General features: G+C 67.6%; 27 protein-coding genes. 17 read left to right on the forward strand and 10 right to left on the reverse strand.

The window, feature by feature from the left end; all coding sequences use genetic code 11:
- The first annotated feature begins 115 nt into the window (after positions 1 to 115).
- Positions 116 to 1,261, forward strand: coding sequence for an acyl-CoA dehydrogenase family protein (locus AB0M45_RS11520; protein ID WP_364326063.1), 1,146 nt, complete (start codon positions 116 to 118; stop codon positions 1,259 to 1,261).
- A 110-nt stretch (positions 1,262 to 1,371) separates the two neighbouring features.
- Here the strand turns inward: AB0M45_RS11520 and AB0M45_RS11525 are convergent, their stop codons facing one another.
- Together AB0M45_RS11525 and AB0M45_RS11530 are read right to left on the reverse strand one after the other, a co-directional pair.
- Positions 1,372 to 1,575, reverse strand: coding sequence for a DUF397 domain-containing protein (locus AB0M45_RS11525; protein WP_364326066.1), 204 nt, complete (start codon positions 1,573 to 1,575; stop codon positions 1,372 to 1,374).
- The gene (locus tag AB0M45_RS11530) at positions 1,572 to 2,459 is read right to left on the reverse strand and encodes a helix-turn-helix transcriptional regulator (RefSeq protein ID WP_364326069.1); all 888 of its coding nucleotides are present in this window, start codon (positions 2,457 to 2,459) and stop codon (positions 1,572 to 1,574) included. The genes AB0M45_RS11525 and AB0M45_RS11530 overlap by 4 nt, the downstream gene beginning before the upstream one ends.
- Before the next feature lie 281 nt (positions 2,460 to 2,740).
- Between AB0M45_RS11530 and AB0M45_RS11535 the strand changes: the two genes are divergently transcribed.
- On the forward strand, positions 2,741 to 3,079 hold the full coding sequence (locus AB0M45_RS11535) for a hypothetical protein (RefSeq protein WP_364326073.1): 339 nt from the start codon (positions 2,741 to 2,743) through the stop codon (positions 3,077 to 3,079).
- Positions 3,080 to 3,131: 52 nt separating this feature from the next.
- Here the strand turns inward: AB0M45_RS11535 and AB0M45_RS11540 are convergent, their stop codons facing one another.
- Positions 3,132 to 3,776: a TetR family transcriptional regulator gene (locus tag AB0M45_RS11540; protein ID WP_364326076.1), complete on the reverse strand. Its 645-nt coding sequence runs from the start codon at positions 3,774 to 3,776 to the stop codon at positions 3,132 to 3,134.
- A 6-nt stretch (positions 3,777 to 3,782) separates the two neighbouring features.
- Here AB0M45_RS11540 and AB0M45_RS11545 point away from each other — a divergent pair, with 6 nt between their 5' ends.
- Complete coding sequence (locus tag AB0M45_RS11545; RefSeq protein WP_364326079.1) at positions 3,783 to 4,712, forward strand: zinc-binding dehydrogenase; 930 nt, start codon at positions 3,783 to 3,785, stop codon at positions 4,710 to 4,712.
- A gap of 60 nt (positions 4,713 to 4,772) precedes the next feature.
- Here the strand turns inward: AB0M45_RS11545 and AB0M45_RS11550 are convergent, their stop codons facing one another.
- Together AB0M45_RS11550 and AB0M45_RS11555 are read right to left on the reverse strand one after the other, a co-directional pair.
- Complete coding sequence (locus tag AB0M45_RS11550) at positions 4,773 to 6,272, reverse strand: HAMP domain-containing sensor histidine kinase (protein ID WP_364326082.1); 1,500 nt, start codon at positions 6,270 to 6,272, stop codon at positions 4,773 to 4,775.
- Positions 6,269 to 6,943, reverse strand: coding sequence for a response regulator transcription factor (locus AB0M45_RS11555; RefSeq protein ID WP_364326085.1), 675 nt, complete (start codon positions 6,941 to 6,943; stop codon positions 6,269 to 6,271). Before AB0M45_RS11555 ends, AB0M45_RS11550 begins: the two co-directional genes overlap by 4 nt.
- Before the next feature lie 121 nt (positions 6,944 to 7,064).
- Here AB0M45_RS11555 and AB0M45_RS11560 point away from each other — a divergent pair, with 121 nt between their 5' ends.
- Complete coding sequence (locus AB0M45_RS11560) at positions 7,065 to 7,436, forward strand: PepSY domain-containing protein (RefSeq protein ID WP_364326088.1); 372 nt, start codon at positions 7,065 to 7,067, stop codon at positions 7,434 to 7,436.
- A gap of 193 nt (positions 7,437 to 7,629) precedes the next feature.
- Here the strand turns inward: AB0M45_RS11560 and lexA are convergent, their stop codons facing one another.
- A complete protein-coding gene (gene lexA / locus AB0M45_RS11565) occupies positions 7,630 to 8,283 on the reverse strand; it encodes a transcriptional repressor LexA (protein WP_364326248.1) in 654 nt (217 codons plus the stop codon).
- A 351-nt stretch (positions 8,284 to 8,634) separates the two neighbouring features.
- Here lexA and AB0M45_RS11570 point away from each other — a divergent pair, with 351 nt between their 5' ends.
- The 3 genes from AB0M45_RS11570 (at position 8,635) to nrdR (ending at position 11,156) form a co-directional block, all read left to right on the forward strand.
- Complete coding sequence (locus AB0M45_RS11570) at positions 8,635 to 9,102, forward strand: hypothetical protein (protein WP_364326091.1); 468 nt, start codon at positions 8,635 to 8,637, stop codon at positions 9,100 to 9,102.
- A 122-nt stretch (positions 9,103 to 9,224) separates the two neighbouring features.
- A complete protein-coding gene (locus AB0M45_RS11575; protein ID WP_364326094.1) occupies positions 9,225 to 10,478 on the forward strand; it encodes a hypothetical protein in 1,254 nt (417 codons plus the stop codon).
- Between the two features lie 207 nt (positions 10,479 to 10,685).
- Positions 10,686 to 11,156 carry a transcriptional regulator NrdR gene (gene nrdR / locus AB0M45_RS11580; RefSeq protein ID WP_364326097.1) on the forward strand — a complete coding sequence of 157 codons (471 nt, stop codon included), beginning with the start codon at positions 10,686 to 10,688 and terminating at the stop codon, positions 11,154 to 11,156.
- 1 nt (position 11,157) lies between these two features.
- Here nrdR and hrpA read toward each other — a convergent pair whose 3' ends face one another.
- Entirely contained in the window at positions 11,158 to 15,327 is a 4,170-nt protein-coding gene (gene hrpA / locus AB0M45_RS11585) for an ATP-dependent RNA helicase HrpA (protein WP_364326100.1), read from the reverse strand.
- A gap of 296 nt (positions 15,328 to 15,623) precedes the next feature.
- Between hrpA and AB0M45_RS11590 the strand changes: the two genes are divergently transcribed.
- The 4 genes from AB0M45_RS11590 to AB0M45_RS11605 all read left to right on the forward strand — a co-directional run bounded on the left by AB0M45_RS11590 (position 15,624) and on the right by AB0M45_RS11605 (position 19,484).
- Positions 15,624 to 16,853 carry an aminotransferase class III-fold pyridoxal phosphate-dependent enzyme gene (locus AB0M45_RS11590; protein WP_364326251.1) on the forward strand — a complete coding sequence of 410 codons (1,230 nt, stop codon included), beginning with the start codon at positions 15,624 to 15,626 and terminating at the stop codon, positions 16,851 to 16,853.
- A 458-nt stretch (positions 16,854 to 17,311) separates the two neighbouring features.
- Positions 17,312 to 18,007 (forward strand): DUF5134 domain-containing protein, encoded by a 696-nt coding sequence (locus tag AB0M45_RS11595; RefSeq protein ID WP_364326103.1) that lies wholly within the window; start codon positions 17,312 to 17,314, stop codon positions 18,005 to 18,007.
- Positions 18,008 to 18,073: 66 nt separating this feature from the next.
- Positions 18,074 to 18,760 carry an ECF RNA polymerase sigma factor SigK gene (gene sigK, locus AB0M45_RS11600; RefSeq protein ID WP_364326106.1) on the forward strand — a complete coding sequence of 229 codons (687 nt, stop codon included), beginning with the start codon at positions 18,074 to 18,076 and terminating at the stop codon, positions 18,758 to 18,760.
- Entirely contained in the window at positions 18,753 to 19,484 is a 732-nt protein-coding gene (locus AB0M45_RS11605; protein ID WP_364326109.1) for an anti-sigma factor, read from the forward strand. The genes sigK and AB0M45_RS11605 overlap by 8 nt, the downstream gene beginning before the upstream one ends.
- 88 nt (positions 19,485 to 19,572) lie before the next feature.
- Here AB0M45_RS11605 and AB0M45_RS11610 read toward each other — a convergent pair whose 3' ends face one another.
- The 3 genes from AB0M45_RS11610 to AB0M45_RS11620 all read right to left on the reverse strand — a co-directional run bounded on the left by AB0M45_RS11610 (position 19,573) and on the right by AB0M45_RS11620 (position 21,574).
- Positions 19,573 to 20,247: a PhzF family phenazine biosynthesis protein gene (locus tag AB0M45_RS11610; RefSeq protein WP_364326112.1), complete on the reverse strand. Its 675-nt coding sequence runs from the start codon at positions 20,245 to 20,247 to the stop codon at positions 19,573 to 19,575.
- Between the two features lie 104 nt (positions 20,248 to 20,351).
- Positions 20,352 to 20,891 carry a carboxymuconolactone decarboxylase family protein gene (locus AB0M45_RS11615; RefSeq protein WP_364326115.1) on the reverse strand — a complete coding sequence of 180 codons (540 nt, stop codon included), beginning with the start codon at positions 20,889 to 20,891 and terminating at the stop codon, positions 20,352 to 20,354.
- Positions 20,892 to 20,986: 95 nt separating this feature from the next.
- On the reverse strand, positions 20,987 to 21,574 hold the full coding sequence (locus AB0M45_RS11620; RefSeq protein ID WP_364326118.1) for a peroxiredoxin: 588 nt from the start codon (positions 21,572 to 21,574) through the stop codon (positions 20,987 to 20,989).
- Positions 21,575 to 21,756: 182 nt separating this feature from the next.
- Between AB0M45_RS11620 and AB0M45_RS11625 the strand changes: the two genes are divergently transcribed.
- The 6 genes from AB0M45_RS11625 to AB0M45_RS11650 all read left to right on the forward strand — a co-directional run bounded on the left by AB0M45_RS11625 (position 21,757) and on the right by AB0M45_RS11650 (position 26,385).
- The gene (locus tag AB0M45_RS11625; protein WP_364326121.1) at positions 21,757 to 22,665 is read left to right on the forward strand and encodes a hydrogen peroxide-inducible genes activator; all 909 of its coding nucleotides are present in this window, start codon (positions 21,757 to 21,759) and stop codon (positions 22,663 to 22,665) included.
- 65 nt (positions 22,666 to 22,730) lie between these two features.
- On the forward strand, positions 22,731 to 23,207 hold the full coding sequence (locus AB0M45_RS11630; RefSeq protein ID WP_364326124.1) for a gamma-glutamylcyclotransferase family protein: 477 nt from the start codon (positions 22,731 to 22,733) through the stop codon (positions 23,205 to 23,207).
- A gap of 59 nt (positions 23,208 to 23,266) precedes the next feature.
- On the forward strand, positions 23,267 to 23,857 hold the full coding sequence (locus AB0M45_RS11635) for a TetR family transcriptional regulator C-terminal domain-containing protein (protein ID WP_364326128.1): 591 nt from the start codon (positions 23,267 to 23,269) through the stop codon (positions 23,855 to 23,857).
- A gap of 72 nt (positions 23,858 to 23,929) precedes the next feature.
- On the forward strand, positions 23,930 to 24,664 hold the full coding sequence (locus tag AB0M45_RS11640) for an SDR family oxidoreductase (RefSeq protein WP_364326131.1): 735 nt from the start codon (positions 23,930 to 23,932) through the stop codon (positions 24,662 to 24,664).
- Complete coding sequence (locus tag AB0M45_RS11645) at positions 24,664 to 24,867, forward strand: 4-oxalocrotonate tautomerase family protein (RefSeq protein WP_364326134.1); 204 nt, start codon at positions 24,664 to 24,666, stop codon at positions 24,865 to 24,867. Before AB0M45_RS11640 ends, AB0M45_RS11645 begins: the two co-directional genes overlap by 1 nt.
- Before the next feature lie 138 nt (positions 24,868 to 25,005).
- Entirely contained in the window at positions 25,006 to 26,385 is a 1,380-nt protein-coding gene (locus AB0M45_RS11650; protein ID WP_364326136.1) for a cation:proton antiporter, read from the forward strand.
- Positions 26,386 to 26,416: the final 31 nt, after the last annotated feature.

Below are 26,416 nucleotides of genomic sequence, written 5' to 3' on the forward strand. Positions count from 1 at the left end.
TCCAGGTGAGGCCGTTATGTCGGGCCAGAAGTGAACACGGATTCTCAATCCGGGTACGGTATGAGGCAACGACTGGTCGGTGTGGACCGGCCGGTGTGGTCACTAGGAGGTTGGCGTGGAGCGCACACTGTTCGAACCCGAACACGAACTGTTCCGGGAGTCGTTCCGCAAGTTTCTGGATCAGCACGTCGCGCCGCACCACGCGCAATGGGAAGAACAGGGCATCGTCGACCGGGCGGTCTGGCTCGAGGCGGGTAAGCAGGGCTTCCTCGGCATGGCCATGCCGGAGCAGTACGGCGGCGGCGGGGTGCAGGACTTCCGCTACAACGCCATCGTCGCCGAGGAGTCGGTGCGCGGCCAGTACTCCGGTCTCGGCTTCGCGCTGCACAACGATGTGATCGCGCCTTATCTGCTGGAGCTGGCCACCGACGAGCAGAAGCAGCGCTGGTTGCCCGGCTTCTGTTCCGGCGAGATCATCACCGCGATCGCGATGACCGAGCCCGGCACCGGTTCGGACCTGCAAGGCATCAAGACCCGCGCGGTGCGCGACGGTGACGACTGGATCCTCAACGGCGCCAAGACCTTCATCACGAACGGCATCAACTCCGACATCGTGATCGTGGTTGCGCAGACCGACCCGGACAAGGGCGCGATGGGTTTCAGCCTGTTCGTGGTGGAGCGCGGTATGCCCGGCTTCGAGCGCGGCCGCAACCTGGACAAGCTCGGCCTCAAGGCCCAGGACACCGCCGAACTGAGCTTCACCGACGTGCGCGTGCCCGGCAGGAACCTGCTCGGCACCGAGGGCATGGGCTTTCTCCATCTCATGCACAACCTGCCGCAGGAACGCCTGTCGATCGCCGTCATGGCGGCCGCGGCGATGGAATCCTGCCTGGACATGACCATCCAGTACGTCCGCGACCGCAAGGCGTTCGGCAAGCCCATCGGCGCCCAGCAGAACACCCGCTTCGTGCTCGCCGAACTGGCCACCAAGACCACCGCCGTGCGCCTGATGGTGGACAAGTTCATCGAACTGCTCAACGAAGGCAAGCTCACCGCCGAGGACGCCGCCATGGCCAAGTGGTGGACCACCGAAGAACAGCTCGACCTGATCAACCGCTGCCTGCAACTACACGGCGGCTACGGCTACATGAAGGAATACCCGATCGCCAAGGCCTACATGGACGCCCGCGTCCAGACCATCTACGGCGGCACCACCGAGATCATGAAGGAAATCATAGGGCGCAGTTTGAAACTGTCCTGACGCTTTCCGGCTCTGGCCAGCAGCACTTCTGCCGCTGGCCAGAGCGGAAATGCCCCCTAAGGTCATTTGCCGGGGCAGGTTTCACGTTCCTGTGGTCTGGCCCGGTATTCTTACTGGCGGTTGAGTTGGCCGTTTTGCACCCCAGCGGTGAATGCGTCCCACTCGCTGGGTCTGAACACCAGGGCGGGACCCGACGGATTCTTGCTATCACGCACGCCGACCATGCCCCCGTCCAGGTACGCCACCTCCACGCAATCCCTGTTGTCGTTGCTCCGACTGCTCTTGAACCAACTGGCCCTGGATAGGTCGGTCATTTCATCAGCTCCTTCGTCGCCTTCACTACCAGGTCTCTAGATGCTGCTTCGGGCAACGCTATTTGCGCCAGCCTCCGGGCGACGTCTTCATACTGAGCCACTTCGACCTCGCGCTCCAGATAGAGTTCTCCGACGAACCCCTCCTCGTAGACAACCGGCGGTTCGACCTGCTTCGATTTTGGCAGTTGTCCGAACTTGAACATAACGAACGAGTGCGTCAAAAGCCCTACCGGACTCTCTATCCCGAGTGGCACAACTCGCACCGAAACATTCGGCATTTCTGAACGTTCGGCCAGTTGCTCGAACTGATCCGAGGCCACCCCCCGTCCGCCCACTGGGCAACGCAAGACGGCCTCGGATATGAGGGCATCGAATCGAAAATCCTCGTTGGCCAAAATATCCTGTCGCTTCTTCACCACGTCCAGGACGCGCTCCACTTCGTCCGGCGGCATGTTCGGACGCTGGGCCCAGATCAGCGCACGACGGTACTCGCGGGTTTGCAGCAGCCCTGGGATCACGGTCGGTTGCCACGATATGACGTGGCTCGCTGCCTGTTCCAGCGCCAAGAAGTGATTGAAGGCTTTCGGGATGACGTCGGCATCCGCTCGCCACAAGCCACCCTTGGGCGTTGGGGCTTGCCGGATCTCCTGGGCCAGTTCCAGCAATAGCCTGCGCTCCGCATCATCGGCGTGGAACGCGTTGGCTAGGGCATTGATGATCAGATCCGTGGTCTTGGTGACCTTCCCCTCCTCCAAGCGCCCATACGTCTGAGGCGACGTCTCGATGATCCGCGCGGCTGCGCCTTGCGAGATGTCGTTACGCTCCCGCAGCTTTCGCAGCTGACGGCCCAGAGCTCGTCTCGGCAGAGTAGATCCAGCGGCCATTTCGTTCCCCTTGCTAACTGGATGCGTGAAATACGGAATACCCCCGTGGTGGAACGCCCTGTAGCGAAATGATGGCAACTCCACCGCAGATCCACCACGATAGCGCTGCGAATCCCGCTGTGCCCCACGTCTACTGAAGAAGCGCCCGGTGCAGGCCAGCCCCTCGAAAGGGGACATCGCCGCGAAGCCAGGAGAGCTGAGTGGCGATGGTCCGGCATCTCGGACGGCCATCCCGCCGGACCCTGCACCGGGCGCGTACCAAGACTAGCCAGGAGCGCGGTGTGCCCACAGCGATCATCTTTTTGCGAGCCGAATTGTTCAGCCCGACCGAGACTCGGGACATACAGGAACTGCACTGCGGCAGACTCGCCGCGGCCCACGGCTGCGACGTGCGAAAGACGATCATCGCCGACCAGGCCGACCCGATCCCATGGACGCTCAGAGAGGCCATGGGCCTGGGCTACCAAGTCCTGATCACCTACAGCCTGCCGCACATCAACTTCCGGGCCCCGGAGATCGTTCAGCGCTGCGGCTTGCTCGTTGGTCATCCGTACGGCTGGTATCACAAGGGGCACGTCGGGATCATTGCGGGCATGACGATGGAACCACCGCGCTCCTGAAATACGGAGGGAGAGTTCGAGCATCGGGTCCTCGAGGCGGCCGAATTCTGGCTCAGCTCGCCGGTCGTAGCGCTGGAGTCATGGTGAGCGCTCCGGGGATGGCGTCGAATGCGTCGCGCACATGAGTTGTGAGCGTGGCTGTGTCGAGGTTGCCGGTGTCGGCGCTCCAGGCGTCGAGGGCGCAGTGGAATGCGGCGACGACGATGTCGAGGGCAAGGCGGGGGCGCTGATCGGCGCGAGGGTCGATGTCGAAGCGCTCCCGTAAAACCTCGAGGGCGTCGCGGACGGTCCGGGCGCAGAACTGGAGGTTGTTCGCGCCCATCGAGGGTGTGGACTGTGCGAGGCGGTGGCTGCGTGCGGCACGGTCTGTCCAGCCGTCCGGGGGCATCTCATTCAGGGCCGCCAGCATGCTGTCCTGCAGTGTTCGATGCAGCGGTCTGGTGCCTGGTTCGCGGTGGTTCAGATCCGCGAGGAAGGCGGCCCACAGTTCTCGCAGCGGTGCCATCGCGACGTCTTCCTTGCTGGTGAAGTTTCGGAAGAAGGTGCGTTTGGAGACGTCCACGGTGTTGCAGAGCTCGTCGAGCGTGATGTTGTCGAAGCCGCGGTCGGTGAACAGCTCCAGAGCGGCGTCGACCAGCGCCTGCCGAAGTGCCGCCGGACGACCGGCGCCACAGCATCCCCTGCGTTCGAAAGGCATTGTGACATGCGCGCATTGGTTGTCGACCGTTCCGTCCCGTCCGGGTTGCGTGTCGGCGAGGTAGCCGATCCGGAGCCGACGCCGCATCATGCGGTGGTCCGAGTGACTGCGACCTCACTCAACGATGGGGAGGTTCGGTACGTACTCGCCGATGCACCCGAGGGTTCGGTATCGGGCTGGGATGCGGCCGGGATCGTCGAGCGGGCGGCCGCCGATGGCTCCGGCCCGCCGGTCGGCACCCCGGTGGTTACTCTCGGCTGGACCGGAGCCTGGGCGGAATTGCGCGCGGTCGATACCGATCTCATCGGCACGATCCCAGCCGGTGCGGACCTGGCGGCGATCAGCACCGTTCCGGTTGCGGGAGCGAGCGCGCTGCGGTCGTTGCATCGGCTCGGGCCCATTCTGGGGCGGCGGGTGCTGATCACCGGAGCGACCGGTGGCACCGGCCGCTATGCGGTCCAGCTCGCCCGTCTCGGTGGAGCACACGTCATCGCGTCGACCGGCGATCCGGCCACGCATGCTCGAAGTCTGCGCGAACTCGGCGCGGCCGAGATCATCAGCGGTCCCGCCGACCTTCGGGTCCCGGTCGACGGTGTGATCGATCTGGTGGGCGGCCCGCAACTCGTCGACGCCTACCACCGCCTGTCCGAGGGTGGCACAGTGGTTGCCGTCGGCCACGCCGCCCGCGTGGACGAGACGTTCCCGTTCGGGGCGTTCTTCGGTGATCAGGGACGCCACGACCGTTCGATCACGACGTTCTTCCTGCTGGCGTGCACCAACCTCGGCCCGGATCTGAGCTGGCTGGCCGAACAAGTCGCGACCGGTACCTTGGACCCGAATATCTCCTGGCGTGGGGATTGGATCCGGGTCGGTGAAGCCGCCCAGGCGTTGCTGTCACGCCGCCTGCACGGCAAGGCAGTGCTGGAACTGTGCTGAGACCGGAGCACCAAGATCTCGAGTTCGGAACCCTTTGGAAGCGCCCGCTGACCGTGAACCTCAGACCTGAGCGGCGGGCAGGGTGACGACGAAGTGGGCGCCGCCGGGCGCGCCGTCGGTGACGTGGATCGTGCCCGAGTGCCGTTCGACGACATCGCGGACAATGGCCAGGCCCAGACCCGCGCCACCTTCGTCGCGGGTGCGGGCGTCGTCCAGACGGACGAATCGCTGGAAGATGCGGTCTCGGTCGGCAGGCGGCACGCCGGGGCCGTCATCGGTGACCGTCAGCAGGACCTGTCCGTTGCTGCCGTGTTCGACGGTGACGCGGACCGAGTTCGCGGCGTGCCGTTGGGCGTTGTCGACGAGGTTGCCCAGGACGCGGGCGAGCTGGGTCCGGCTGCCCGTGACCATGATCGGTTCGTCCGGGACCGCCATGTCGACGGCGATCCGGTCGCCGACGCGGTGGGTCAACTCCTCGCGGACCAGGATGGTCAGGTCGACGCGGTCTGAGCGAGGTTGCTCGCCCGCGTCGAGCCGAGCAAGCAGCAAGAGGTCGGCGGCGAGGTGTTCCAGCCGGATGGTGTCGCCGATCAGCCCGTCCAATTCCAGCAGGTCCGGATGTGCTTGCGCCACTTCGAGCTGCGTGCGCAGGCTGGCGATGGGGCTGCGCAATTCGTGGGCCGCGTCGGCGATGAACTGGCGCTGGCGTTCCGCGGACTTCTCCAAAGCGGCGAGGGTGGCGTTGGTAGTTGTTGCGAGCCTGGCGATTTCGTCGCGCGAGCCCGGTTCGGGGACACGGCGGGAGAGGTCGCCGTCCATGATCTCCGCGAGCTGCGCGCGGATCGCCTCCACCGGGCGCAGGGCACGACGGGTGACCAACCAGGTGACGGCGGCGACTACGACGAGCAGGGGCGACAGGCCGATCAGCATGGCTTGCCGGGCGTCGGCCACCGCGCTGTCGGCGGTCTCCAGGGAAGCGCCCGCGTAGATGGTGGCGGGTTGTCCGTTCGGGAGGGTTACCGGGAGCGCGGCGACCCGGAACGGCTGGGGTCCGTCCTCGGCGTCGACCGTCAGTCGCACGTCGCCGAATTGCGCCTCGGCCGCCGCGGGATCGGCGGGCGTCGAGGCGCTCTCCTCGTCACCCTCTTCCTGCTCGTCCTCGTCGTCCTCCTCCTCCTCCTCGTCCTCGTCCTCGTCCTGGTCGTCGTCCTCGTCGCGGGACTTCGAGTAGGGGCCGAAGTCGGCCATCGGCGGTTCGCCCTGGAGTTCTCCTGCGGCTGCCAAGACGCGGCGGTCGACCGAAACGACTTGCACCGGATGATCTTCGGCGTCGGGCAGTGTCAATCGGGCGAGGTCGGCTCCCGCCGCGAGCTCGACCGCCACATCGCGCGCGGTGGTCTCCGCCTGCAAGCTCGCGCTTTCGACCAGGTTGTGCCGCAACACCGCCAGCACCGCCAGCCCGGCGGCCGTCAACGCCACCGCGACCACGGCCGTCGCCGCGACGGTGGTGCGCGCCCGAACCGATCGCCACCACGCGCGCCTGGATAACCGGCCGCTCACGCCTCGGCCGCCAGCCGATAGCCCGCGCCCCGGACGGTGGTGATGGACCGGCGCCCGAACGGCGCGTCGATCTTGCGGCGCAGCGTGCTGATGTAGACCTCGACGATATTCGGGTCGCCGTCGTAGGCGAAGTCCCAGACATGATGCAGGATATCGGCTTTCGATACGACCTCCCCTGCTCGTACGGCCAGGTGCTCGAGCACGGCGAACTCCTTGGCGGTGAGCGTGACGTCCTGCGTGCCGCGGCGGCAGGTGCGTGTGCCCGGATCCACGATCAGATCACCGACGCGCAGAACTCGTGCGCCGCCACGGGTCCGGCGGCGCAACAGGGCGCGGATGCGGGCCAGCAGCACCAGATAGGAGAACGGCTTGCTGAGGTAGTCGTCGGCTCCGGTGTCCAGACCTTCGGCCTCGTCGTATTCGCCGTCCTTCGCGGTGAGCATGAGCACCGGCGTCTCGTTGCCCGCGGCGCGCAGCGCGGCACACATCCGGTAGCCGTTCATGCCCGGCAACATGATGTCGAGGATGATCAGGTCGTAGTCCGTGGTGGTCGCCAGATGCAGGCCCTCGGCGCCGTCGTGCACCACATCCACCGCAAATCCCTCGGCAGACAATCCTTTTGCCAGGGTGAGGGCCAACCGCTTTTCGTCCTCGACGATCAACAAACGCACCTGCTAAGGGTGGCAGATGGATGCTGAAACGGTCTTCAGGTCGCTTCAGCTTGCCTTCAGCTTCCGTTTGCGACAGTTCTCACAGCATTCGAGATCGCAACTCCCGCAGGAGGTTCGCACCATGACAACCGTTCTCCGCCGTGCCTACGCAGGGCTTCGCTGGATCATCGTCGGCACCGCTGTCGCGGCGATCGTCGCGGGCGTGAGCGTCGCCCTCGGCGCCGTCGCCCTCGGCGGCCACGATCACACCATCGCCTTCCACCCGTCCACGAGGGACTGGTCGCTGGTCGCGGACCCCGGCATCACCAGGCAGCAGGCCATCGACAAGGCGATCGAGGCCGTGCCCGGCGGGCGCGTCGATTCCGCCGAGCTCGACACCGATCGCGGCGCCCCGGTGTGGGAGGTCGAGCTCACCACGCCCGATGGTGTGGAGCACGAGGTGACCATCGATGCGAACAGCGGCAATGTGCTCGCGAAGGTCAACCACGACTGATCCTGCGCGACCTGCCGGGTGTGTGTGACGCAGGGCGGTTGTGCCGGGGGTGTTCTACCAGGCGGCCGAGACCAATAAAAAGGGTCTCGGCCTCGCCGGTTTCCGGGTAAGCCGGTGAGAATGGTTCTGTCGCCTGTGACGGTCAGGCCGCGCGGATCACCGCGCGGCCATTGGTCTTTCGTGGAACCGATGGTCAGATCTTGCGGATGACCGTGACCACCTTGCCGAGGATCTGGGCGTCGTTGCCGGGGATCGGCTCGAAGACGGGGTTGTGCGGCATCAGCCAGACGTCCTTGCCGGTGCGCTTGAACGTCTTCACCGTGGCCTCGCCATCGATCATCGCCGCGACGATCTCGCCGTTGTCGGCGACGTTCTGCTGCCGCACCACCACCCAGTCGCCATCGCAGATTGCGGCGTCGATCATGGACTGACCGACCACCTTCAGCAAGAACAGCGAACCGTCGCCGACCAGTTCGCGCGGCAGCGGAAAGACGTCCTCGACGGCCTGCTCGGCCAGGATCGGGCCACCGGCGGCGATGCGGCCGAGCACCGGGACGAACGTGGGCACCGGCCGATCGGCCTCCGCGACGACCTCGGTGTCGTCCACCGCGGTGACCGGAAGGCTGGTCACCGAACGCACCACTTCGTCCAAGCCTCGGACGTCCACCGCGCGTGGCCGGTTCGGGTCGCGGCGTAGGTAGCCCTTGCGCTCCAAGGCCCGCAGCTGATGGGCCACCGACGAGGTGGACGTGAGTCCCACGGCGTCGCCGATCTCCCGGATACTGGGCGGGTAGCCGCGCTCGCTCACCGAGGTCCGGATCACCTCCAGCACTTTGCGCTGACGCACGGTGAGATCCGCCCCGGTCCCCGTCGAGTCGGCGCCGCTTTCGGTCTCGTCACCCGTGTCGCCTGTCTGCCTCACCGCAACCGCCCTTTCCTGCTGTGCCCGGCCGGTCCGCCCGGCGCGTGTGTTCCTGGCTTGTCAAGTCTTCGGTCCTTCGAATCTAGTCCGGTGACGCCGATGTATCAAACATCTGTTCGACGCATGTCGGGCGTTTCTGGTGACTTTGTCGACCGGGCGTGGTAGAAATCGAACATCAGTTCTTCGAACACTTGAGCGAATACCGAGGGAACAAGTGTTCGAACGGCGAGTATCGGCTCGAACGGCGGCGGAGCACCCACTACGGAGGTTTGTCCGATGAGCACTGCGATCAGCGAGATCACCCCATCGATCGGCAGGAAAGACGCGGCGCTCGGTCGCCGCATCGCCGACCTGGATACGGCGGACGACGAGCTCGGTTATGACACCGCCCAGCGTGTGCTGCGTGGCGGTGCGCGATCGCGGGCGCTCACGCCAGCGCATCGGTCCGCGGTCGATCGCCGCCCGCGCGATTCACGCCCCGGCGGCGGTGTGGTCGGATATGGCGACGGCGCAAAGGCTTTCGTGCGGCGGCAAGCCGCTGGGGCGCATCCGATGCGTCGCGTCGAGCAGGCGCAGATCGGGTTCGCCGCGCTCGCCGTCGCGGCGCTGCTCACCGCCTTGGTGGTGGCGGGACTGATCGCACTGGCGCACGCGCGGGCGGGTGAATGGGGTGGCGGGTCCGGTGGATCGGTCCCCGCGGTGGTCGAGGGGGTGGACGGGCGCAGTGGTGTGCACCCGCGCTGACGCGGGAAATCGGCCACCCGAGGCGGCCGGAATTGTTGATCGTCAAACCAGAACGTGTTGCTACCGTGCTGAAAACATGATCCGGGCAACACTGCCCGAACGATGTCGGGACCTTTCAGCACATGACACTTCTCGCCGCAGGCCGCGCGGTCCGCGTCTTCGCCCGGGCCGCCGGATTGTCCCTGTGTCTTGTCTTCGGACTCGGCACGCAGCCGACCGCGCACGCGGAACCCGTGTACGCGGCCTACCTCGATCTGCCCGCCGTCAACGGGGACGGTGTTGGCGCGGGTGGCCTGAATCCCCTTCTGCCGCTTGAGGAATCAATTCTGGCGGAGGCGGTGCGGCAGGCGCGGACCGACGGCGTCGTTCCACGCCGGTATGCGACGCTGTTGCACCAGTATTGGTTGGTGGTCGCCACCCGTAACGCCGCGATCGACTTGGCGGCTTGGGATCCCGCTGGTGGCGCGCGGGCGAACGAACGCACTTTCAACCAGGTGTATGTCAACTACCTGCGACTGGCCACCCAGCATCCGGAGTTCTACTGGGCGGGCCTGGCCGGGATAGCGGGTGGATCGTTCGCCTCCGGATTTTTCGACATGAGCGACGTGGGTGTCGTGCTGGACATCCCCGGTATCCATCAGCTCGGCAACGCGGTGGCCGATCTGCTGCGCGCCACCCCGCCGGAATTGGCGCGGGCGCTCCCGGAGGACATCCGGCTGCTGGCCACCGAGGGCTCCCGGCTGAGCGCCGAGGATGTCGCCTGGTACCAGACCCGCTTGATGATCATGCAGAAGCACATCTTCACGGATCTGGTTCCGATGCACGAGGCGTACGTCGCACTCGGTATGCGCGGCATCGACGAGATGTACGCGGCGGGCGTGCTCGACGACGACATCCGCACCGCCTGGCAGTCGATCGCCGCGGGCACCGAGAACGGCTACATCGATGCGCTGATCCGGATGACCGACCGGGAGCAGAACCGCATCGTCGCCGACCAGTGGGACGAGACGGCGGCGGGCCGTGCACCCATGGGCCGTGTCCTGACCTATGTCAGCACCGTCGCGGGCAAACCTGGCGTCCCTGGCGTCCGCGCGCCCGGTGTATTCGCCCCGACCACGGTCCGCGCCGATGTTTCGGGCCGCACCCTGGCGCTGCGCGCTCCGCTGCCCGACTTCAACTGGGCCGACCGGGAGACCCGCTGGGACTACATCACCGGTGACCTGGTGCCGCGCCACATCGATATGGAAACCGACCGCGTACTGGCCGGCGCCGTCCTCGGCGAGTCGTTCTGGAGCAAACTCGCCCGCGGCCGCCTGGCGGCACGGTTGCCGGACCTCATCACGGACCTGACCGGGCACTGGCAGATCGCCGGATGAGCGCGCCGATCCGGCGTCGCCCGGGCGAGCCGGACGATCCGGGCACCCGGGCGGGTATTCTCGAAGTGTTATGCAGGTATTCCGCGTGTCGAACGGGGAATACTTGGTGCCGGGGTATAGACCTCTGTACACGTGCTCGCCGGAACGATCACCGCGATCGGTAGCCGGTCCGGACGCGAGCACGCGCATCGACGAAGGATTTCTCGGATGCATTGCCCGTACTGCCGACACCCAGACTCCCGGGTCGTGGACTCGCGCGAGGCCGATGAAGGCGCGGCCATTCGCCGCCGCCGCGCCTGTCCGCAGTGTGGGCGGCGGTTCACCACGGTGGAAACCGCGATCCTGTCCGTGGTCAAGCGCAGCGGGGTCACCGAGCCGTTCAGCCGCGAGAAGGTCATCCGCGGCGTGCGCCGCGCGTGCCAGGGCCGCGAAGTCGACGACGACGCGCTGAACCTGCTCGCGCAGCAGGTGGAAGACACCGTGCGCGCCAAGGGATCTCCGGAGGTGCCCAGCCACGAGGTGGGCTTGGCGATTCTGGGGCCGCTGCGCGACTTGGACGAGGTGGCCTACCTCCGGTTCGCCTCGGTCTACCGGTCGTTCACGTCGGCGGAGGATTTCGAACGCGAGATCCTCCAGATGCGCCAGGCGCGCGCCGAGGCACTGTCGGGCGCCGACTGACTCAGCGCCGGATCGTGGCGATGGCCTTCTCGATTCGCTTGGCGGAGACGGGAAACGGGGTGCCGAGCTTCTGTGCGAACAGGCTGACCCGGAATTCTTCGATCATCCACCAGATGTCCGTGACAGCGGGCGCGTTCCTGCGGTGCTCGGGCAGCGAGCCGACCAGGCGGTCGTAAGCGGCCAGCACTCGATCGAGTTCGGCCATGCCCTGGCGATCGCGAACCGCCGAGCCGGGCAGCGCTTCCAGACGCAGTACCGCCGCCCGCAGGTAGCGGGGGAGTTCGCGCAGCCTGGCACTGCCCAACTCGGCGACGAAGCCACGGAATACCAGATTGTCGAGCTGCTCGCGCACGTCCTCGGCGATGTCGCGCTCGCTCGTCGCCGCGAGCGCGGCCGAAACCTGATGGGCCTCAGTGAGAATCGGCACCACCGAGCGAACGAAGCGCACGACGGCGGAGGCGAAGTCCGGACGAATCCGGGCCACGAGAGCGTCGAACTCCGCCGGGCCGCGGACCGGTCCGCCGGCGGCCGCGAGCAGCTCGTCGGCGGCGGCCGCGCGGCAGTCCTCGATCAGCGCCTCCAGCGAGCCGTACGGGTTCTGGCTCAGCGCGAGCCGGTCGGTGGGCGATAGACCGGCGGTCGCGGTGCGAACCGAGGTGGGCAGCGCATGCAGCAGCAGCGCCCTGGTACCCAGGCGCATCGCGGCGGCTTGCTCGGCGGGCGAGCTCAGCACCCGGACCGCCACGCCGTCGCCTTCCGCGACCAGCGCGGGATACCCCGTGACGGTCTGACCGGCCACCTCCCGGCGCACCGTCGGCTCGACGGTGCCGAGCGACTCGGAGGTCCACACCGTGGCGGGCGGGCGTTCCGCGCCCGCCGTTGCCCGGGCCACTGAGGCGGAAACCTGCTCGGCGAGCTGCGTTTTCAGTGCGGAAAGGCTCTTGCCGCGAGCGACCGTCGTACCGTCGCCGCCGATGGCCGCGAAGGTCATGCGCAGGTGGTCGGGCAGCGCGGAGAGATCGAAATCGGACGCGGCGATCGAGACCGAACCCAACCGGGACAGCTCCCGCGCCAGGCCGGTGCGCAGTGGTTCGGCGCGCGGAGTCAGCGCGGCAAGGGCGGCGGCGGCGAAGTCGGGCGCGGGAACGACGCTGCGGCGCACGGTCTTCGGCAGTGTCTTGATCAGCGCTGCGGCCAGCTCTTCGCGCATCCCGGGCACCAGCCAGTCGAAGCCGACGGCGCGGACGTGGGCGAGTTGTTCCACCGGGATGCGCACCGTGACACCGTCGTCGTCGTTGCCCGGCTCGAACTGGTAGGTGAGCGGGAAGCTGAGCTCGCCTTGACGCCAGGAGTCGGGGAAGTCCGCCGGGTCGAGCGCGGCGGCGCCCTCGTTGATCACCGTGGTGGTGGAGAAGTCCAGCAGCGTGGGGTCCGTGCGCCGCGCGGTCCGCCACCAGCTGTCGAAGTGCCGCACCGAGACGATATCGGCGGGCAGGCGTTTGTCGTAGAACTCGTACAAGACCTCGTCGTCCACGAGGATGTCGCGGCGGCGCGCGCGGTGCTCCAAGTCGGCGACGTCGTCGAGCAGCGCACGATTACGGTGGAAGAACTCGTGCCGGGTCTGCCACTCGCCTTGGACCAAGGCGTGTCTGATGAACAGCTCACGCGACAACTCGGGGTCGATCCGGCCGTAATCGACGGGTCTGCCGGTGACCAGCGGGATGCCGTACAAGGTGACGCGCTCGTAGGCGCGCGCAGCGCCCCGCTTGGCCGACCAGTGCGGCTCGGAGTAGGTTCGTTTGACCAGGTCGCCCGCGAGTCGTTCGGCCCATTCGGGCTCGATCTTCGCGGTCATCCGGCCCCACAGACGGGATGTTTCGACCAGCTCGGCGGCCATCACCCAGCGGGGTGGCTTCTTCGCCAGCGACGAACCGGGGAAGATCATGAACTTGGCGTTGCGCGCGCCGAGGAACTCCCTGGACTCCGCCTCCCGGACACCGATGTGCGAGAGCATGCCCGCCAGTAACGCCTGATGGATGGCGGTGGAATCCCAAGGGACACCGTCATTGTCGCTTGCTGCTGCGGTGGCGGAACGGGCGGCGCCGGGTCTTCCGTCGGCTCGCGTGCGTGCGGGCCCACGGCGGCGTGTCCGGTTGCCGGATTTACGATCAGGCGCCGCTGCCTCGCGCTCACCTCGCGGCGCGGTGTCGGCCGCTGGGTCCGCGTGGGTGGACCATCCGAGGCCCTTGGTGATCGTGCGCAGTTGCCCGTGCAGGTCCTGCCACTCGCGGATCCGCAGGTAATGCAGGAACTCCTCCCGGCACATGCGCCGGAACTGGTTGGACGACAACGTCTTGCGCTGCCCGCCGAGGTACTCCCACAGCCGCAGGTAGGCCAGGAAGTCCGAACCCTCGACGGTGAACCGCGCGTGTTCGGTGTCGGCGGCCTGCTGCTGCTCGGCAGGCCGCTCCCGCACGTCCTGGATCGACAGCGCCGCCACGATGACCAGCACGTCGGTCAGGCAGCCGTTGCGGTGCGCCTCCACCAGCATCCGCGCCATCCTGGGATCCACCGGCAGCTGGGCCATCTCGCGCCCGATCGGCGTCAGCGACAAAGCCGAATCGTCCGCACGGCGGCTTGCCTTGTCCGGGCGGTCGCCGTCCGCCTCTTGTGCCGCAGAGGTATTCGCTCGCGATGCGGGTTTGCCGTCGCGTTGCGCAAGTGCCCCCAGCTCTTCGAGCAGGGCGATGCCGTCGCGTATCGCGCGACGGTCCGGAGCCTCTACGAACGGGAAATTCTCGATGTCACCGAGTCCGAGCGCGGTCATCTGCAGGATGACGGCGGCCAGGTTGGTGCGCAGGATCTCGGGTTCGGTGAAAGGGGGGCGGGACTCGAAATCGTCCTCGGAGTACAGCCGGATGCAGATACCGTCGGCCACCCGGCCGCACCGACCGGACCGCTGCCGCGCCGATGCCTGTGACACCGGTTCGATCGGCAACCGCTGCACCTTGGTCCGCATCGAATACCGCGAGATCCGTGCGGTACCCGGGTCGACGACGTACCGGATGCCTGGCACCGTCAGCGACGTCTCGGCGACGTTGGTCGCCAGCACTACCCGCCGCCCGGTGTGCGGAGCGAATACCCGATGCTGCTCGGCGGTGGACAGCCGGGCGTACAGCGGGAGGATCTCGGTGCGTGGCAGTTTCAGATCGCGCAGCGCGTCGGCGGTGTCGCGGATCTCGCGTTCGCCGGACAGGAACACCAGCACGTCGCCATCGCCCGCGGCGAACAGCTCGGTGACCGCGTCGCCGATCGCGTCCACCGGGTCCCGGTCGACGGTCCGGGTGTCTTCGTCGTCTTCGTCGTCGGTGGCAGCCGGAAGCTCGAGCGCGAGCGGCCGGTAGCGAATCTCCACCGGGTACGAACGGCCGGAAACCTCGACAATCGGGGCCGGCGTGCCTTTCTCGTCCGCGAAGTGCCTGGCGAACAGCTCCGGATCGATCGTCGCCGAGGTGATGATCACCTTGAGGTCGGGCCGGCGGGGGAGCAGCTGCTTCAGATAGCCGAGCAGGAAATCGATATTGAGGCTGCGTTCGTGCGCCTCGTCGATGATGATCGTGTCGTAGCGGCGCAGCAGCCGGTCGCGCTGGATCTCGGCGAGCAGGATGCCGTCGGTCATCAGCTTGATCAGCGTGCCCTCGGAGGCCTGGTCGGTGAACCGCACCGTGTAGCCGACGACGTCGCCGAGTTCGGTACCGAGTTCCTCGGCGATGCGCTCGGCGACGGTGCGTGCGGCCAGCCTGCGCGGCTGGGTGTGTCCGATCGTGCCGCGGATGCCGCGACCGAGCTCGAGGCAGATCTTGGGTATCTGGGTGGTCTTGCCCGAACCGGTCTCACCCGCGACGATCACCACCTGGTGTGCCGCGATGGCCGCGGCGATGTCTTCGCGGCGGGCGCTGACCGGCAGCTGCTCCGGATAGCGGACCCGCGGCACGGCGGCGCGGCGCGCCTCGACCCGGAGTTCGCCCGCTGCGATCTCGGCTTCCACCGCGCTCAGGTCGCCATCGCGGGCCCGGTCGAGCCGACGCCGCAGCCGGTGTTCGTCGCGAAGGGAGAGATTCGCCAGGCGGGTGCGAAGTTCGCGGGAATCGGTGGCGGCTGTCCTGGTCATTGCTCGACCAGCCTAGCGAAACCCGCCACCGAATAATTTTTCCCAGGCGGCGGGCGCGGTTGCCGAGCGGGTGCCGGGAGCCTGCTCGATCCTGGTAAGGGCCGCCGATGTGCGAAGATCGGCCGAGGGATGCGGATGCGGCGCGCCGCGGCTTCCTGCCGTTCATCCACGCGACTCGATGACGTTCGCCCTGGCCGGACGTTTGCCGTGGCGTCACGGCGCACGCCGAGGCCCGAGATCCGGTAGAGGTGGAAGACATGAGTCATGGCGAAGGTGAGCGCTGGCGAGGCGCAGGCATGAGCGCGCTATGGCACGGCTTCGCCGACATGGGCGCCGTCGAGCGAGACGGCGCGTTCGTCGTCGCCCGCGGCGACGGCGCCTACGTCTTCGATCAGGCGGGCAATCGTTATCTGGACGCGACCGCGGGCCTGTGGTTCGCCAACGTCGGGCACGGTCGCGGCGAGATCGCCGACGCTGTCGCGGCGCAACTGCGCACGATCGCGCACTACTCCAACTTCGGTGACATCACCGAACCGGCCACCCGGCAACTGGCCGAGCGGCTCGCCGAGCTGGCCCCGGTACCGAACAGCAAGATCTTCTTCACCTCCGGCGGTTCCGACTCGGTCGACACCGCTGCCAAACTCGCCCGACGCTACTGGCACGAACTCGGACACTCCGGCAAGACGATCGTCGTCGGGCGGCAGCGGGCCTACCACGGCATGCACGTCGCGGGTACCGCCCTCGCGGGCATACCGGGGAACCGCGAGGGTTACGGCGAACTGATGCCCGCCGCGCGGACCGTGGCATGGGATGACGCGAAAGCCCTGCTCGCGCTGATCGAAGAGGTCGGCGCCGAGCGCATCGCCGCGTTCTTCTGCGAACCCGTGATCGGCGCGGGCGGCGTCTATCTGCCGCCGGAGTGCTACCTCACCGAGGTGCGCCGCATCTGCCGCGACCACGACATCCTGTTCGTCGCCGACGAGGTGGTCACCGGTTTCGGCCGCATCGGCGGAGCGTGGTTCGCCTCCTCCCGTTTCGCCCTCGAACCCGACCTGATGACCACCGCGAAAGGCCTGACTTCCGGCTACCTGCCGATGGGCGCGGTCTTCGTCGCACCCCATGTGGCGGAGCCGTTCTTCGCGGGTGGCGTCTGGTGGCGGCACGGCTACACCTACGGGGGCCACGCGGGCGCCGCGGCGGCGGCGCTGGCGAATCTCGACATCATCGAGCGCGAGGGCCTCCTCGATGCCGCCCTGCGCCTGGAATCCAGCCTCCATGACCAGCTCGCGGTGCTCGCCGAGCATCCAAGGGTCGCCGAGGTGCGCAGCGGTCTCGGCGCCGTCGCCGCGATCCAGCTGGCCGACCCCGCGGAAGGTCTGCCGCTGGTGAAAACCCTGCGGGAGCACGGCATTTCCGGCCGTGCCGCGGGCCAAGGCGCCATGCAGATCTCGCCGGCTTTCGTCATGACCGACGACCAGGTGTCCGAACTCGTCGATGGATTCACCCGCGCACTCGGTCCTGGTTAGGACGCCGGTGTGGTTGCCAGGACTTTCGGCACGATTCGGCAGCTCGTTCGGTCGCAGCTGTGCGGTATTTGCCGCGCACGCCCGACCGGTGTTCGCCCGACGCTGCGCCGCCCATTTGCGTGTCAGAGCTGGTCATGAACACGCTGTTGGGGGTCGGGGCGGTAGTCGCCGAACGGGTGCGCAGTAGTCGAAGCCGTGCACCGCATAGAGCCGACGGGCGGCCTGGTCTCGGATGAGTTTGCCCGGGGCCGTTGCGATCTCCGGTGACGTGTTGTTCGTCTATGAGCAGGCGGTGACCTACCAGCACGGCGCACAACCGCACCGAGAACCACGGTTCATCGCGTGCCCGCGCACCCGAAGTTAATGCGGCGCAATCGAAAAGGGCACCCTAACTGTCTCGGGATGCGAGCATGGAAGGGCGGACAACCGGTGGTCGCCGTGCTGAGAGGTGGTGGGGTGTGGCGCAGTTCGTGCAGGAATATCCCGTATTGCGGTGGATGGTGGCGGCGGCGTTCCTGATCGCGGCGGCGATCGTGCTGGCGCGGGTGACCGCGGATGCGGTGTCGCTGTCCGGTCGCCAGGTCGAGCTCGCCGACGCAGCCCCGGAATCGACTCTGCCACAGGCTGCTTCGGTCGAGCATACCGAATCCGACGCCGCCCATGTGGTGATGTGCCTGGTCATGCTCGGCATGTTGCTGTTTCCCTCCGGTGCGAGCCCGCACGCGCTGCGCGGTGTGCTGACGGCGATGGCGGTGGTCTTCGCTGCGCTGCTGGTCACCCGCGCCGCGGAGCACGCCGCGCAGGGCAGCCCCGTGCCGATCGACCGGTTGGTCCCGCTCGGATACCACTTTGTGGCCACCGCCGCGATGCTCTACGCGATGTCCGGCCACACTTCCGCCGGGCATGCGGGCGGGCCGGCCGCCGGTCCTGCGCTCGGTCTCGCCGTGCTGTTCCTGCTCGACGCCGTGCTCGTCGCCATCGCCGCCCGCGGCGGGTGGACGCTCGCGCACAAGCGGGGACCGCTCGGGTTGCTCATCCGTTCCGGTGGATGCGTCGCCGCCCTCACCGGCCCCGCCAAGCCATGGGCGGCGGTGCCGCACGTGGTGATGGACGCGGGTACCGCCTACATGCTGGTCGCCGCGATATCCGGTTGACCCGGGCGACCAATCCGCCTCGTCGTGCATACCGAACCCCTGTTTATGCAGGCAGGGGATTCGGCGATGAGCAACGACCACGGTTCTGCTTCACCACACGGGTCCGGCTATCCGGCGCGGGAGCGGGACGAACCCGACGACCTGATGCTCGCGTGCGCACTGCCCGCCGCGGACGGCCGGGCGCGGGTCGGTCTGGCGACCGGCAAACTTGTGGCGCTGCTCGCGGCGGCGGGCGCGGGCGACCGTGGCGCGTTCACCGAGTTCTACCAGCTGACCAGCCCCCGGGTATTCGGGCTGACGGTGCGTATTCTGCGCAGCCACGCCGCCGCGGAAGAGGTGACCCAGGAGGTCTACCTCCAGGTGTGGACGATGGCTGACCGCTACGACCCCACGCTGGCCAGCCCGGTCGGTTGGATCATGATGCTCGCGCACCGCCGCGCGGTGGACCGGGTCCGCGCGGAGAGCTCGGCCACCAGCCGCGAGCTGGTCTACGCGCACGAGCAGCTGGGCCGCGCCCACGACGTCGTCGCCGAATCGGTGGCGCAGCGCATCGAAGAACAACAGGTGGCAGGCTGCCTGGACAAGCTGACGCCCACCCAGCGCGAAGCGATCGTACTGGCGTACTACAGCGGGCACACCTACCGTGAGGTCGCCGACCACCTCTCGGTCCCACTGCCCACGATCAAGACCCGCATCCGCGACGGGTTGAAGCGATTGGAGAAGTGCTTGGCCGGGGAAGGCACCGATGGTTGACACCTCACCGCGGGCGGACGCGGACCTCATCGACCTCGCCTATCCGTGCGCGCTGGACGCGGTCGCCGATATCGAACGCAGGCATATCGATGCGCGGTTGGCGGCTGCCGACCCCGCCGTGCGGCAGGCGTTCTCCGACACCGTCTGGCAGGTGCGCGAGGTGATGGGACGGCTGGCCGTGCTCGACGAGCACGCGCCGCCGCCGGAACTGGAACGCCGCATTCTGGCGGCATTGCCGGACCGCGGCACCGGAAGGCCGGTCACCCGGCTCTGGTCGTGGCGGCGGCCTCCGCGGTGGACTGTCGCGGTCGCCGCCGCGGCGTGCCTTGTGCTCGGCGCAACCGTGGTGACCACGCGATTCGTCGGCTCGCCGCCATCTCCGACCGCGGCGAACCAGGTGGAAGTCCAGCCGGAGGTGCAGACCGTGCGCGGGTCGGTCGCCGGCGGCGGCCTGCTGGTCGTGGACGTGTCGCCGGAGCTCGGGCGCGCGGTCGTCGTTTTCGACCAGGTCGCGCCGCCGCCGCCGGGCCAGGTGTATCAAATGTGGCTGGTCGGCTCCGACGGGCAGCCACGGTCGGTCGGAGTGCTGAGCGACACGCCGTCGGCCGATCGGCCGTTCGTGACGGGATTCCGGTCGGGCGAACTCCTCGCGATGAGCGTCGAACCGGCCGGCGGTTCGGACGCGCCGAGCGCTGAGCCTATCGTCGGCGTGCCGCTCCCGTGAGCGAGCGTCAGCGAGCGAACCGCGAACACAGCGCGCCCCTGCGCACGACGGACGCGAGCGCCGCCGAGGCGCAGTCGTGAGCAGGGGGCTAGATCTCGACCGGCTGGTCGGCGACGACACGCCCGCCCAGGCGTACCCAGCCGTCGGAGTCCCACTGGGTGAACAATTGGGAGCCCCTGCCCTGGGTGATGACCAGGCTCTTGCGCAGCAGCGCGGTCAACGCCACGGCCGCGGCGCCGGTCGCTTCGTCCTCGGTGATCCCCATGGTCGGCGCGAACATGCGTGAGCGCAGCATGCCGCGATGTTCGTCGGTCCAGCTCCACAGATAGTGCGGGCCGCCGGGAAACTCGTCCGCTCGGAGGGTGGCGAGTTCCTCGGCGTCGGCGAGCTGGTGGAAGGTGAAGGTCGGCGCCCATTCACCGCGCGCGGTGATCCAGGTCAGCCCGTCGGTGAGTTCCACCGCCACCGGGCCCGCGGGGACGTCCAGCGTCCGCACCGGGCTTCCTTGGGCGGCGAACCACCATGCTGTGCCCACCGACGGGTGCCCGGCGAACGGGAGTTCCACCGTCGGGGTATAGATCCGAACCGTGGCGATCTCGTCGACCGGCTCCTCGACCACTACGGTCTCGGCGTATCCGGCCTTCGCCGCCAGTGCCTGCCGGTCGGCCGTGGCCACGTCCGCGGCCCGCGCGATGCCCAGTTCGTTGCCGAACCGCCCGGCGGAATCGGTGAACACCCGGACCACGTCAAGCTGTGTGCCCATGCTCGCCGAGCCTACTCGGTGCCCCGGCACCGGGCTGTGGTCCAGACCACACCACGACGGCGAAGAGGCCCCGATCCGCAGACCGGGGCCTCTTCGCGACGAGCTCAGATCGCGGCCGTGGTGAGCGCCTCGGTCGACTGCACCGCCTGGCCGACACCGGCGACGATGGCCGCGGCGCGCAACGATTCGAAGATCACCTCGCGGGAAACGCCCGCCTCGCGCAGCGTGTGCTCATGCGCCTCCAGGCAGTGGGCGCAGCCGTTGATCGAGGAGACCGCGAACGACCAGAGCTCGAAATCGGCCTTGTCGACGCCGGGCGTGCCGATGATCTGCATCCGCAGTCCGGCTCGCAGGTCGTCGTAGCGACCGCCGAGAAACGCCTTGCCCCGGTAGAACACGTTGTTCATGCCCATGATCGAGGCGGCGCCGAGCGCGGCGTCGTACGCCTCCGCGGTCAGCACGCCGGCGGCGTCCTCGGCGATCTCGCGCAGCGTGGTCGTCGACCGGGTCGCGGCCGCCGACGCCAGCAGGGTGCCCCACAGTTGCTGTTCGTTCAGCACCGTGGTGCGCGCGATCGATGACAGGTTGAGCTTGAGGTCCTTGGCGTACCCGGGAAGGGAGTTCTTCAGGTTCTCAATGCTCATGCGGCGATTCCTCTGCTCAGGTCAGCCCCGTAGGGGACGGGTCGTTTCTCGGTGGTCTGGATGTCGCACCGGAATTCCCGGTGCGCCGGGGCTTTTCAGACGCTGGCCGCGAGGAGCTCACCGGCGTTGATGGTCGGGTCGCCCTTCTTCCAGTTGCAGGCGCACAGCTCGTCGGATTGCAGCGCGTCCAGCACCCGCAGCACCTCGTCGACGTTGCGGCCCACCGAACCGGCGGTGACCGAGACGAACTGGATCTCGTTGTTCGGATCGACGATGAAGGTGGCGCGGTCGGCGACGCCGTCGGCGTTGAGCACACCGGTGGCCGTGGCCAATTCACGCTTCAGGTCCGAGAGCATGGGGAAGGGGAGGGTCTTGAGATCCTCATGCTGCGCGCGCCACTGGAAGTGCACGAACTCGTTGTCCACCGACGCGCCGAGCACCTGCGCGTCCCGGTCCTCGAACTCGTCGTTGAGCTTGCCGAACGCGGCGATCTCCGTCGGGCACACGAAGGTGAAGTCCTTCGGCCAGAAGAAGATGATCCGCCACTTGCCCGCGTGGTCGTCGCTGGTGATCCGGGTGAAGTAGTCGTCAGGCTGCTGAGCGTCGACCTTCGACAGATCACCGCCGATGACCGCGGTGAGGTTGTATGCCGGGAATTGGTCGCCGATGGTCAGCAGGGCCATGCTCGTCTCCTCGTCATGTTGGTTTGCTAGCGCTGTGTTCGATGTGCGGTCTTCGCGGCCCGTTCGTCACGCAAGCCACCGCCTCCGGGCCCGGTGCGCGGACCGCGTGCAAAGCTCACCGGTGATCTTGCACGAAGCACCGGTAAAAGGTAAAGGTGATCAGTCGCACTAGACTGATAGGAGTGACTGATCAGACTTATCAGCCCACCCTGTCACAGCTGCGTGCGTTCGTGGCAGTCGCGGAATATCGCCATTTCGGCACCGCGGCCGCCCGCCTCCGTGTGAGCCAGCCCACGCTATCGCAGGCGCTCGCGGCGCTCGAACACGGGCTCGGGATCCAGCTGATCGAACGCAGTACCAGGCGTGTGCTGGTGACCGCCGCCGGAATGCGCTTGCTGCCCAAGGCGATGGCCACGCTGGAGGCCGCCGACCGCTTCGTCGCCTCGGCGACCGGGGACGGGCTCGGTGGCATCCTGCGGATGGGCATCATTCCGACGGTGGCGCCCTATGTGCTGCCCGGGTTGCTGCCCGAACTGCGCAAGCGGCTGCCCGCGCTGCGCCCGCAGATCATCGAAGACCAGACCGCCCGGCTGCTGGACGGGCTGCGCACGGGTGTCCTGGACATCGCGTTGCTGGCGGTTCCCGCCGACATGCCCGGTTTGGTCGAGATCCCGCTCTACTCAGAGGAATTCGTGCTGGTCACCCCGCGTGGCCACGAGCTGGCCGGGCGTACTGACCTGGCCGCGTCGGTGCTCGACGCCCAGCCGCTGCTGCTGCTGGACGAGGGGCACTGCCTGCGCGACCAGACCTTGGAGGCGTGCCGATCGGCCGATGCCCACCCCGCCGCGGTCGGCGATACCAGGGCCGCCTCGCTGACGACCGTGGTCCAGTGTGTCGCGGGCGGGCTCGGTGTGACCCTGATACCGCAGATGGCCGTCGCGGCGGAAACGGCGAGCGGCGCACTGGATGTCGCGCATTTCGCCGACCCGGCGCCCGGCCGCACCATCGGACTCGCGTTCCGTGCCTCCAGCGCCCGTGTCGACGACTACGAATACTTGGCCGCCATCATCCGCGCCCAGCGGCCGATATAGGCGTCGGCCCTGCGCCGAGCGCGCGGGTCGGGCACAGTGGGTATCGGGTGAGAGGAGCGGTTGACATGGAATCAGCGGCGCTGGGTTCCGGGCGGCTGGGTAGTCTGTCCGGGCTGGATCACGCGCTGTTCGTCTATGGCACACTGCAGTTTCCCGAAGTGTTGGCGGAGTTGCTCGGGAGGATTCCGTCGCTCGAACCGGCCGAGCTGACCGGCTGGCGCGCGGCCGCACTGCCGAGGCGGATCTATCCCGGATTGGTCGTCGCGCCGGAGGGGCTGACCCGGGGCGCCGTGCTCAGTGGACTCACCGCGGTGGAATGGGCGATCGTCGACGCGTTCGAAGACGACGAATACGACCTGCGCAGGGTGCGCGTCGGCGACCGGAGCGGTCCGGTGTGGACCTACGTCTGGACTGCCGCCGCCGATCCGGCGGACTGGCAACGGGATCGGTTCGCCACCGAGCATCTCGCGCATTTCGCCTCGCGATCCGCGCGGTGGCGCAACCCTCCGTATGCCGCATCAGCCGAGGTGGAGCGGGAGTAACCCGATCAGTGCGGTCTCCGGGCTTGCCATTTCAAGACGACCGGTCGTATAGTCGATTCATGGCGCGACCGCGACGTAGTGCAGACACCCGGCGACTTCTGGTCGAGGAAGGTGCCGCGGGGTTTCTGACCAACGGCTATCACGGCACCGGGCTCAAGCAGATCCTGGACAAGGTCGGTGTGCCCAAGGGGTCGTTCTACAACTACTTCGACAGCAAGGAGAGCTTCGGCCGCGCGATCATCGAGCACCACTCGCTGTGTGTGCAGCGCAATCTGACCGAGGCGTTCGGCACCGCGCCGGACCCGGTGAGCGGGCTGCGGGCGTTCTTCGGGCGGCTGATGGACGATTTCGTGGCGGCCGATTTCACCGGTGGCTGCCTCATCGCGAACCTCGGCGGCGAACTGGAAGGCAGTGAGCTGCTGCGGGAATCGCTGTCGGCAGCGTGGGCCGCATGGCGCGACCGTGTCGCCGAGCAATTGGCGCACGGGCAGCAGCTCGGCATGATCCGTGCCGATATCGACGCCACCGAACTGGCCGACCTGCTGCTCGAATCCTGGGAGGGTGCGGTCATCAAGATGAAAATCGATCGCACCCTCGTGCCGCTGCACAAGTGCTTGGATCGCCTGCTCGGCGACTATTTCCTGCCCTGATTCAGGGCTGTTCCGCCCGGTGTCGTCGCATACCCATTTGAAGACGACCGGTCGTATAAAAGAAGGAGAGATATGGCAAAGACGGTCATCGTGACCGGTTCCTCCAGTGGGATCGGGCGCGATATCGCACGGGCGTTCGTCGAGCGCGGCGACAACGTGGTGCTCAACGGGCGTGACACTGCCAAGCTTTCGCGGGTCGCCGCCGAACTGGGCGCGCCGAAGCGGGTGGCCATGGTGGTCGGCGATATCGGCGCGCCGGCGACGGGAGCCACCTTGGTCCACGCCGCCGTCGAGCGGTTCGGCGGCGTGGACGTGCTGGTCAACAACGCGGGCATCTTCGGGGCCAAGCCCTTCGTGGACGTCACCGAGCCGGACCTGGACCGCTATCTGAACGGAAACCTCAAGGGCACCTACTTCACCACGCAGGCCGTGGTCCGACAGCTGCTGGAACAGGCCAGGGGCGGCAGCATCGTGAACATCGGCACGGTGCTGATCAACCACGCCCTCGCCGGGCTGCCCGCGTCGGCCGCGCTGATCAGCAAGGGCGGCGTGCACGCGCTGACCATCAGCCTCGCCGCCGAACTCGCGGCCGACGGCATCCGGGTCAACGCGGTCGCTCCAGGCATCATCCGTACCCCGCTGTTCGGCGACGGCGACGAAGCGTCCGCAGGCAGGCTGGCCCTGCTCAACCGCATCGGCGAAGTCGCCGAAACCGCCGCCGCGGTGCTGTATCTCGCAGACGCCGCGTTCATCACTGGACACGTCCTTCCCGTCGACGGCGGGTTCATCACCGGAAGGGCAGCCTGATGCCGTACGTGAACATCAAAGTCACCGACGAGGGCGTTACCCCCGAGCAGAAGGTGCAACTGATCAAGGGCGTCACCGATCTGCTGCACGATGTGCTCGGCAAGGCGCCCGCGAGCACCTTCGTCGTCATCGACGAGGTTGCGCTGTCGGACTGGGGAGTCGGCGGGATGAACGTCGAAGAGTGGCGTAAGCAGCAATCCTGAAACCGCGAAAAGCCACACGCGAACATATGATTCGGGCGTCGCCGAACTCGTCACGCAAATCACGCCGACGCCCGTTACGTTTCCGCGCCGGGGCGAGATCCTGATACGACCGACACAGCTCGACGGAGGGGAGCTGCGATGCCATCGCTACTGGAAATCTCGACCCACTTCTTCATACAGATCGCGGTCATCCTGGTGACCTACCGCCTGCTCTGGCCGCTGTTGCGGCGCCTGGGGCAAGTACAGGTGGTCGCCATCATGATCGCGGGCTTCCTGCTCGGGCCATCGGTGCTCGGCTGGGCCTGGCCGCAGGCACAGGAGTGGCTGTTCCCGACGAAGCTCGCGGTAGGAGACACGAGCATCGTCCATCCGAATCTGACCGCCATCTACGTGGTCGGCCAGGTCGGGCTGGTGCTGTACATGTTCCTGGTCGGCAGCTCGTTCCAGCTCGACATCTTCGGCAAGCACCTGCGCCAGGCCGGGGCCACCTCGGCGACCGGCGTCGCGGTGCCGATGGTGCTCGGCGGCGCGGTCGGCTGGTGGATGGCCGTGCAGGGCGGATTCTTCACCGAAGGGGTGGCCGACTGGCAAGGCGCGCTGTTCCTCGCCGCCGCCGTCGCGGTCACCGCGTTCCCGATCCTGGCCTGGATCATCTACGACTCCGGACTGATGAACACCCGGCTCGGCACGATGTCGCTGGCCGTCGCGGCCGTCGACGACGCGTGCGCGTGGGTGCTGCTGGCCGTGGTCGTCGCGACGGCGAAGGACAGTCCGGGCGGTGTCTACCTCGCGGTCGGCGGCGGACTGGCCTACCTGCTGTTCATGCTCTTCGTCGCCCGTCGCTGGCTGGCGCGGCTGGAGACCTGGACGCCGCGGCGCGGTGATACCGAACGTGCGGGCGGATTGCCGGTCGGTCAGCTCACCGTGGTCTTGCTGGTGGTGTTGCTGGCCGCCAGCGTCACCGACTTTGTCGGGATCCATTCCGTGCTCGGCGCTTTCGTCGCCGGTATCGTCATGCCCCGCGGCGAGCTGCTGGATCGGATCCGGGACCGCTTCGAGCCGCTGGTCGGATACCTGCTGCTGCCCGCCTTTTTCATCTACACCGGCCTGAACACGAAGCTGAGCCTCATCTTCGAGCCGAAGGTGCTGGTGATGACCGTGGTGGTGCTGGTGGTGTCGTTCGCGGGCAAGTTCGGGGCAGTGGGGCTGGTCGCCCGCTCCCAGGGCATGGGCTGGCGGGAGGCCGGCGCCATGGGCGCGCTGTCCAATGCCCGCGGGCTGATGGAGCTGGTGCTGCTCAACGTCGGGTTGTCGGCCGGGCTGATCACGCCCGAGCTGTACACCGTGCTCGCGATCATGACGACGGTCACCACATTCGTCGCCACGCCGCTGCAGCGGATGTTCGAGCGCAGCGCGTGGAAGAACGGCATGGTGTTCGGGCCCAGCGGCGAGGAGCCGAAGGACAGCACACCGCTGGAGCAGCCGGAACTGCCGTCGGTGGGCTCGTCGCGGGTCTGACACCGCCCGAAACGGATCTGCCGAACGCGCC

This window comes from Nocardia sp. NPDC051787 (assembly GCF_040681325.1).
Taxonomy (GTDB): domain Bacteria; phylum Actinomycetota; class Actinomycetes; order Mycobacteriales; family Mycobacteriaceae; genus Nocardia.

What these genes read in the sequence shown, in the direction of transcription:
- AB0M45_RS11640 (WP_364326131.1), top strand. Translation starts at nt 23,930, where the DNA reads ATGGCAAAGACGGTCATCGTGACCGGTTCCTCCAGTGGGATCGGGCGC.
- AB0M45_RS11540 (WP_364326076.1), bottom strand. Translation starts at nt 3,776, where the DNA reads ATGCCTTTCGAACGCAGGGGATGCTGTGGCGCCGGTCGTCCGGCGGCA.
- AB0M45_RS11645 (WP_364326134.1), top strand. Translation starts at nt 24,664, where the DNA reads ATGCCGTACGTGAACATCAAAGTCACCGACGAGGGCGTTACCCCCGAG.
- AB0M45_RS11615 (WP_364326115.1), bottom strand. Translation starts at nt 20,891, where the DNA reads ATGAGCATTGAGAACCTGAAGAACTCCCTTCCCGGGTACGCCAAGGAC.
- sigK (WP_364326106.1), top strand. Translation starts at nt 18,074, where the DNA reads ATGAGCAACGACCACGGTTCTGCTTCACCACACGGGTCCGGCTATCCG.
- AB0M45_RS11620 (WP_364326118.1), bottom strand. Translation starts at nt 21,574, where the DNA reads ATGGCCCTGCTGACCATCGGCGACCAATTCCCGGCATACAACCTCACC.
- AB0M45_RS11575 (WP_364326094.1), top strand. Translation starts at nt 9,225, where the DNA reads ATGACACTTCTCGCCGCAGGCCGCGCGGTCCGCGTCTTCGCCCGGGCC.
- AB0M45_RS11570 (WP_364326091.1), top strand. Translation starts at nt 8,635, where the DNA reads ATGAGCACTGCGATCAGCGAGATCACCCCATCGATCGGCAGGAAAGAC.
- AB0M45_RS11610 (WP_364326112.1), bottom strand. Translation starts at nt 20,247, where the DNA reads ATGGGCACACAGCTTGACGTGGTCCGGGTGTTCACCGATTCCGCCGGG.
- AB0M45_RS11530 (WP_364326069.1), bottom strand. Translation starts at nt 2,459, where the DNA reads ATGGCCGCTGGATCTACTCTGCCGAGACGAGCTCTGGGCCGTCAGCTG.
- AB0M45_RS11590 (WP_364326251.1), top strand. Translation starts at nt 15,624, where the DNA reads ATGAGCGCGCTATGGCACGGCTTCGCCGACATGGGCGCCGTCGAGCGA.
- AB0M45_RS11650 (WP_364326136.1), top strand. Translation starts at nt 25,006, where the DNA reads ATGCCATCGCTACTGGAAATCTCGACCCACTTCTTCATACAGATCGCG.
- AB0M45_RS11545 (WP_364326079.1), top strand. Translation starts at nt 3,783, where the DNA reads ATGCGCGCATTGGTTGTCGACCGTTCCGTCCCGTCCGGGTTGCGTGTC.
- AB0M45_RS11635 (WP_364326128.1), top strand. Translation starts at nt 23,267, where the DNA reads ATGGCGCGACCGCGACGTAGTGCAGACACCCGGCGACTTCTGGTCGAG.
- AB0M45_RS11605 (WP_364326109.1), top strand. Translation starts at nt 18,753, where the DNA reads ATGGTTGACACCTCACCGCGGGCGGACGCGGACCTCATCGACCTCGCC.
- AB0M45_RS11560 (WP_364326088.1), top strand. Translation starts at nt 7,065, where the DNA reads ATGACAACCGTTCTCCGCCGTGCCTACGCAGGGCTTCGCTGGATCATC.
- nrdR (WP_364326097.1), top strand. Translation starts at nt 10,686, where the DNA reads ATGCATTGCCCGTACTGCCGACACCCAGACTCCCGGGTCGTGGACTCG.
- AB0M45_RS11630 (WP_364326124.1), top strand. Translation starts at nt 22,731, where the DNA reads ATGGAATCAGCGGCGCTGGGTTCCGGGCGGCTGGGTAGTCTGTCCGGG.
- AB0M45_RS11525 (WP_364326066.1), bottom strand. Translation starts at nt 1,575, where the DNA reads ATGACCGACCTATCCAGGGCCAGTTGGTTCAAGAGCAGTCGGAGCAAC.
- hrpA (WP_364326100.1), bottom strand. Translation starts at nt 15,327, where the DNA reads ATGACCAGGACAGCCGCCACCGATTCCCGCGAACTTCGCACCCGCCTG.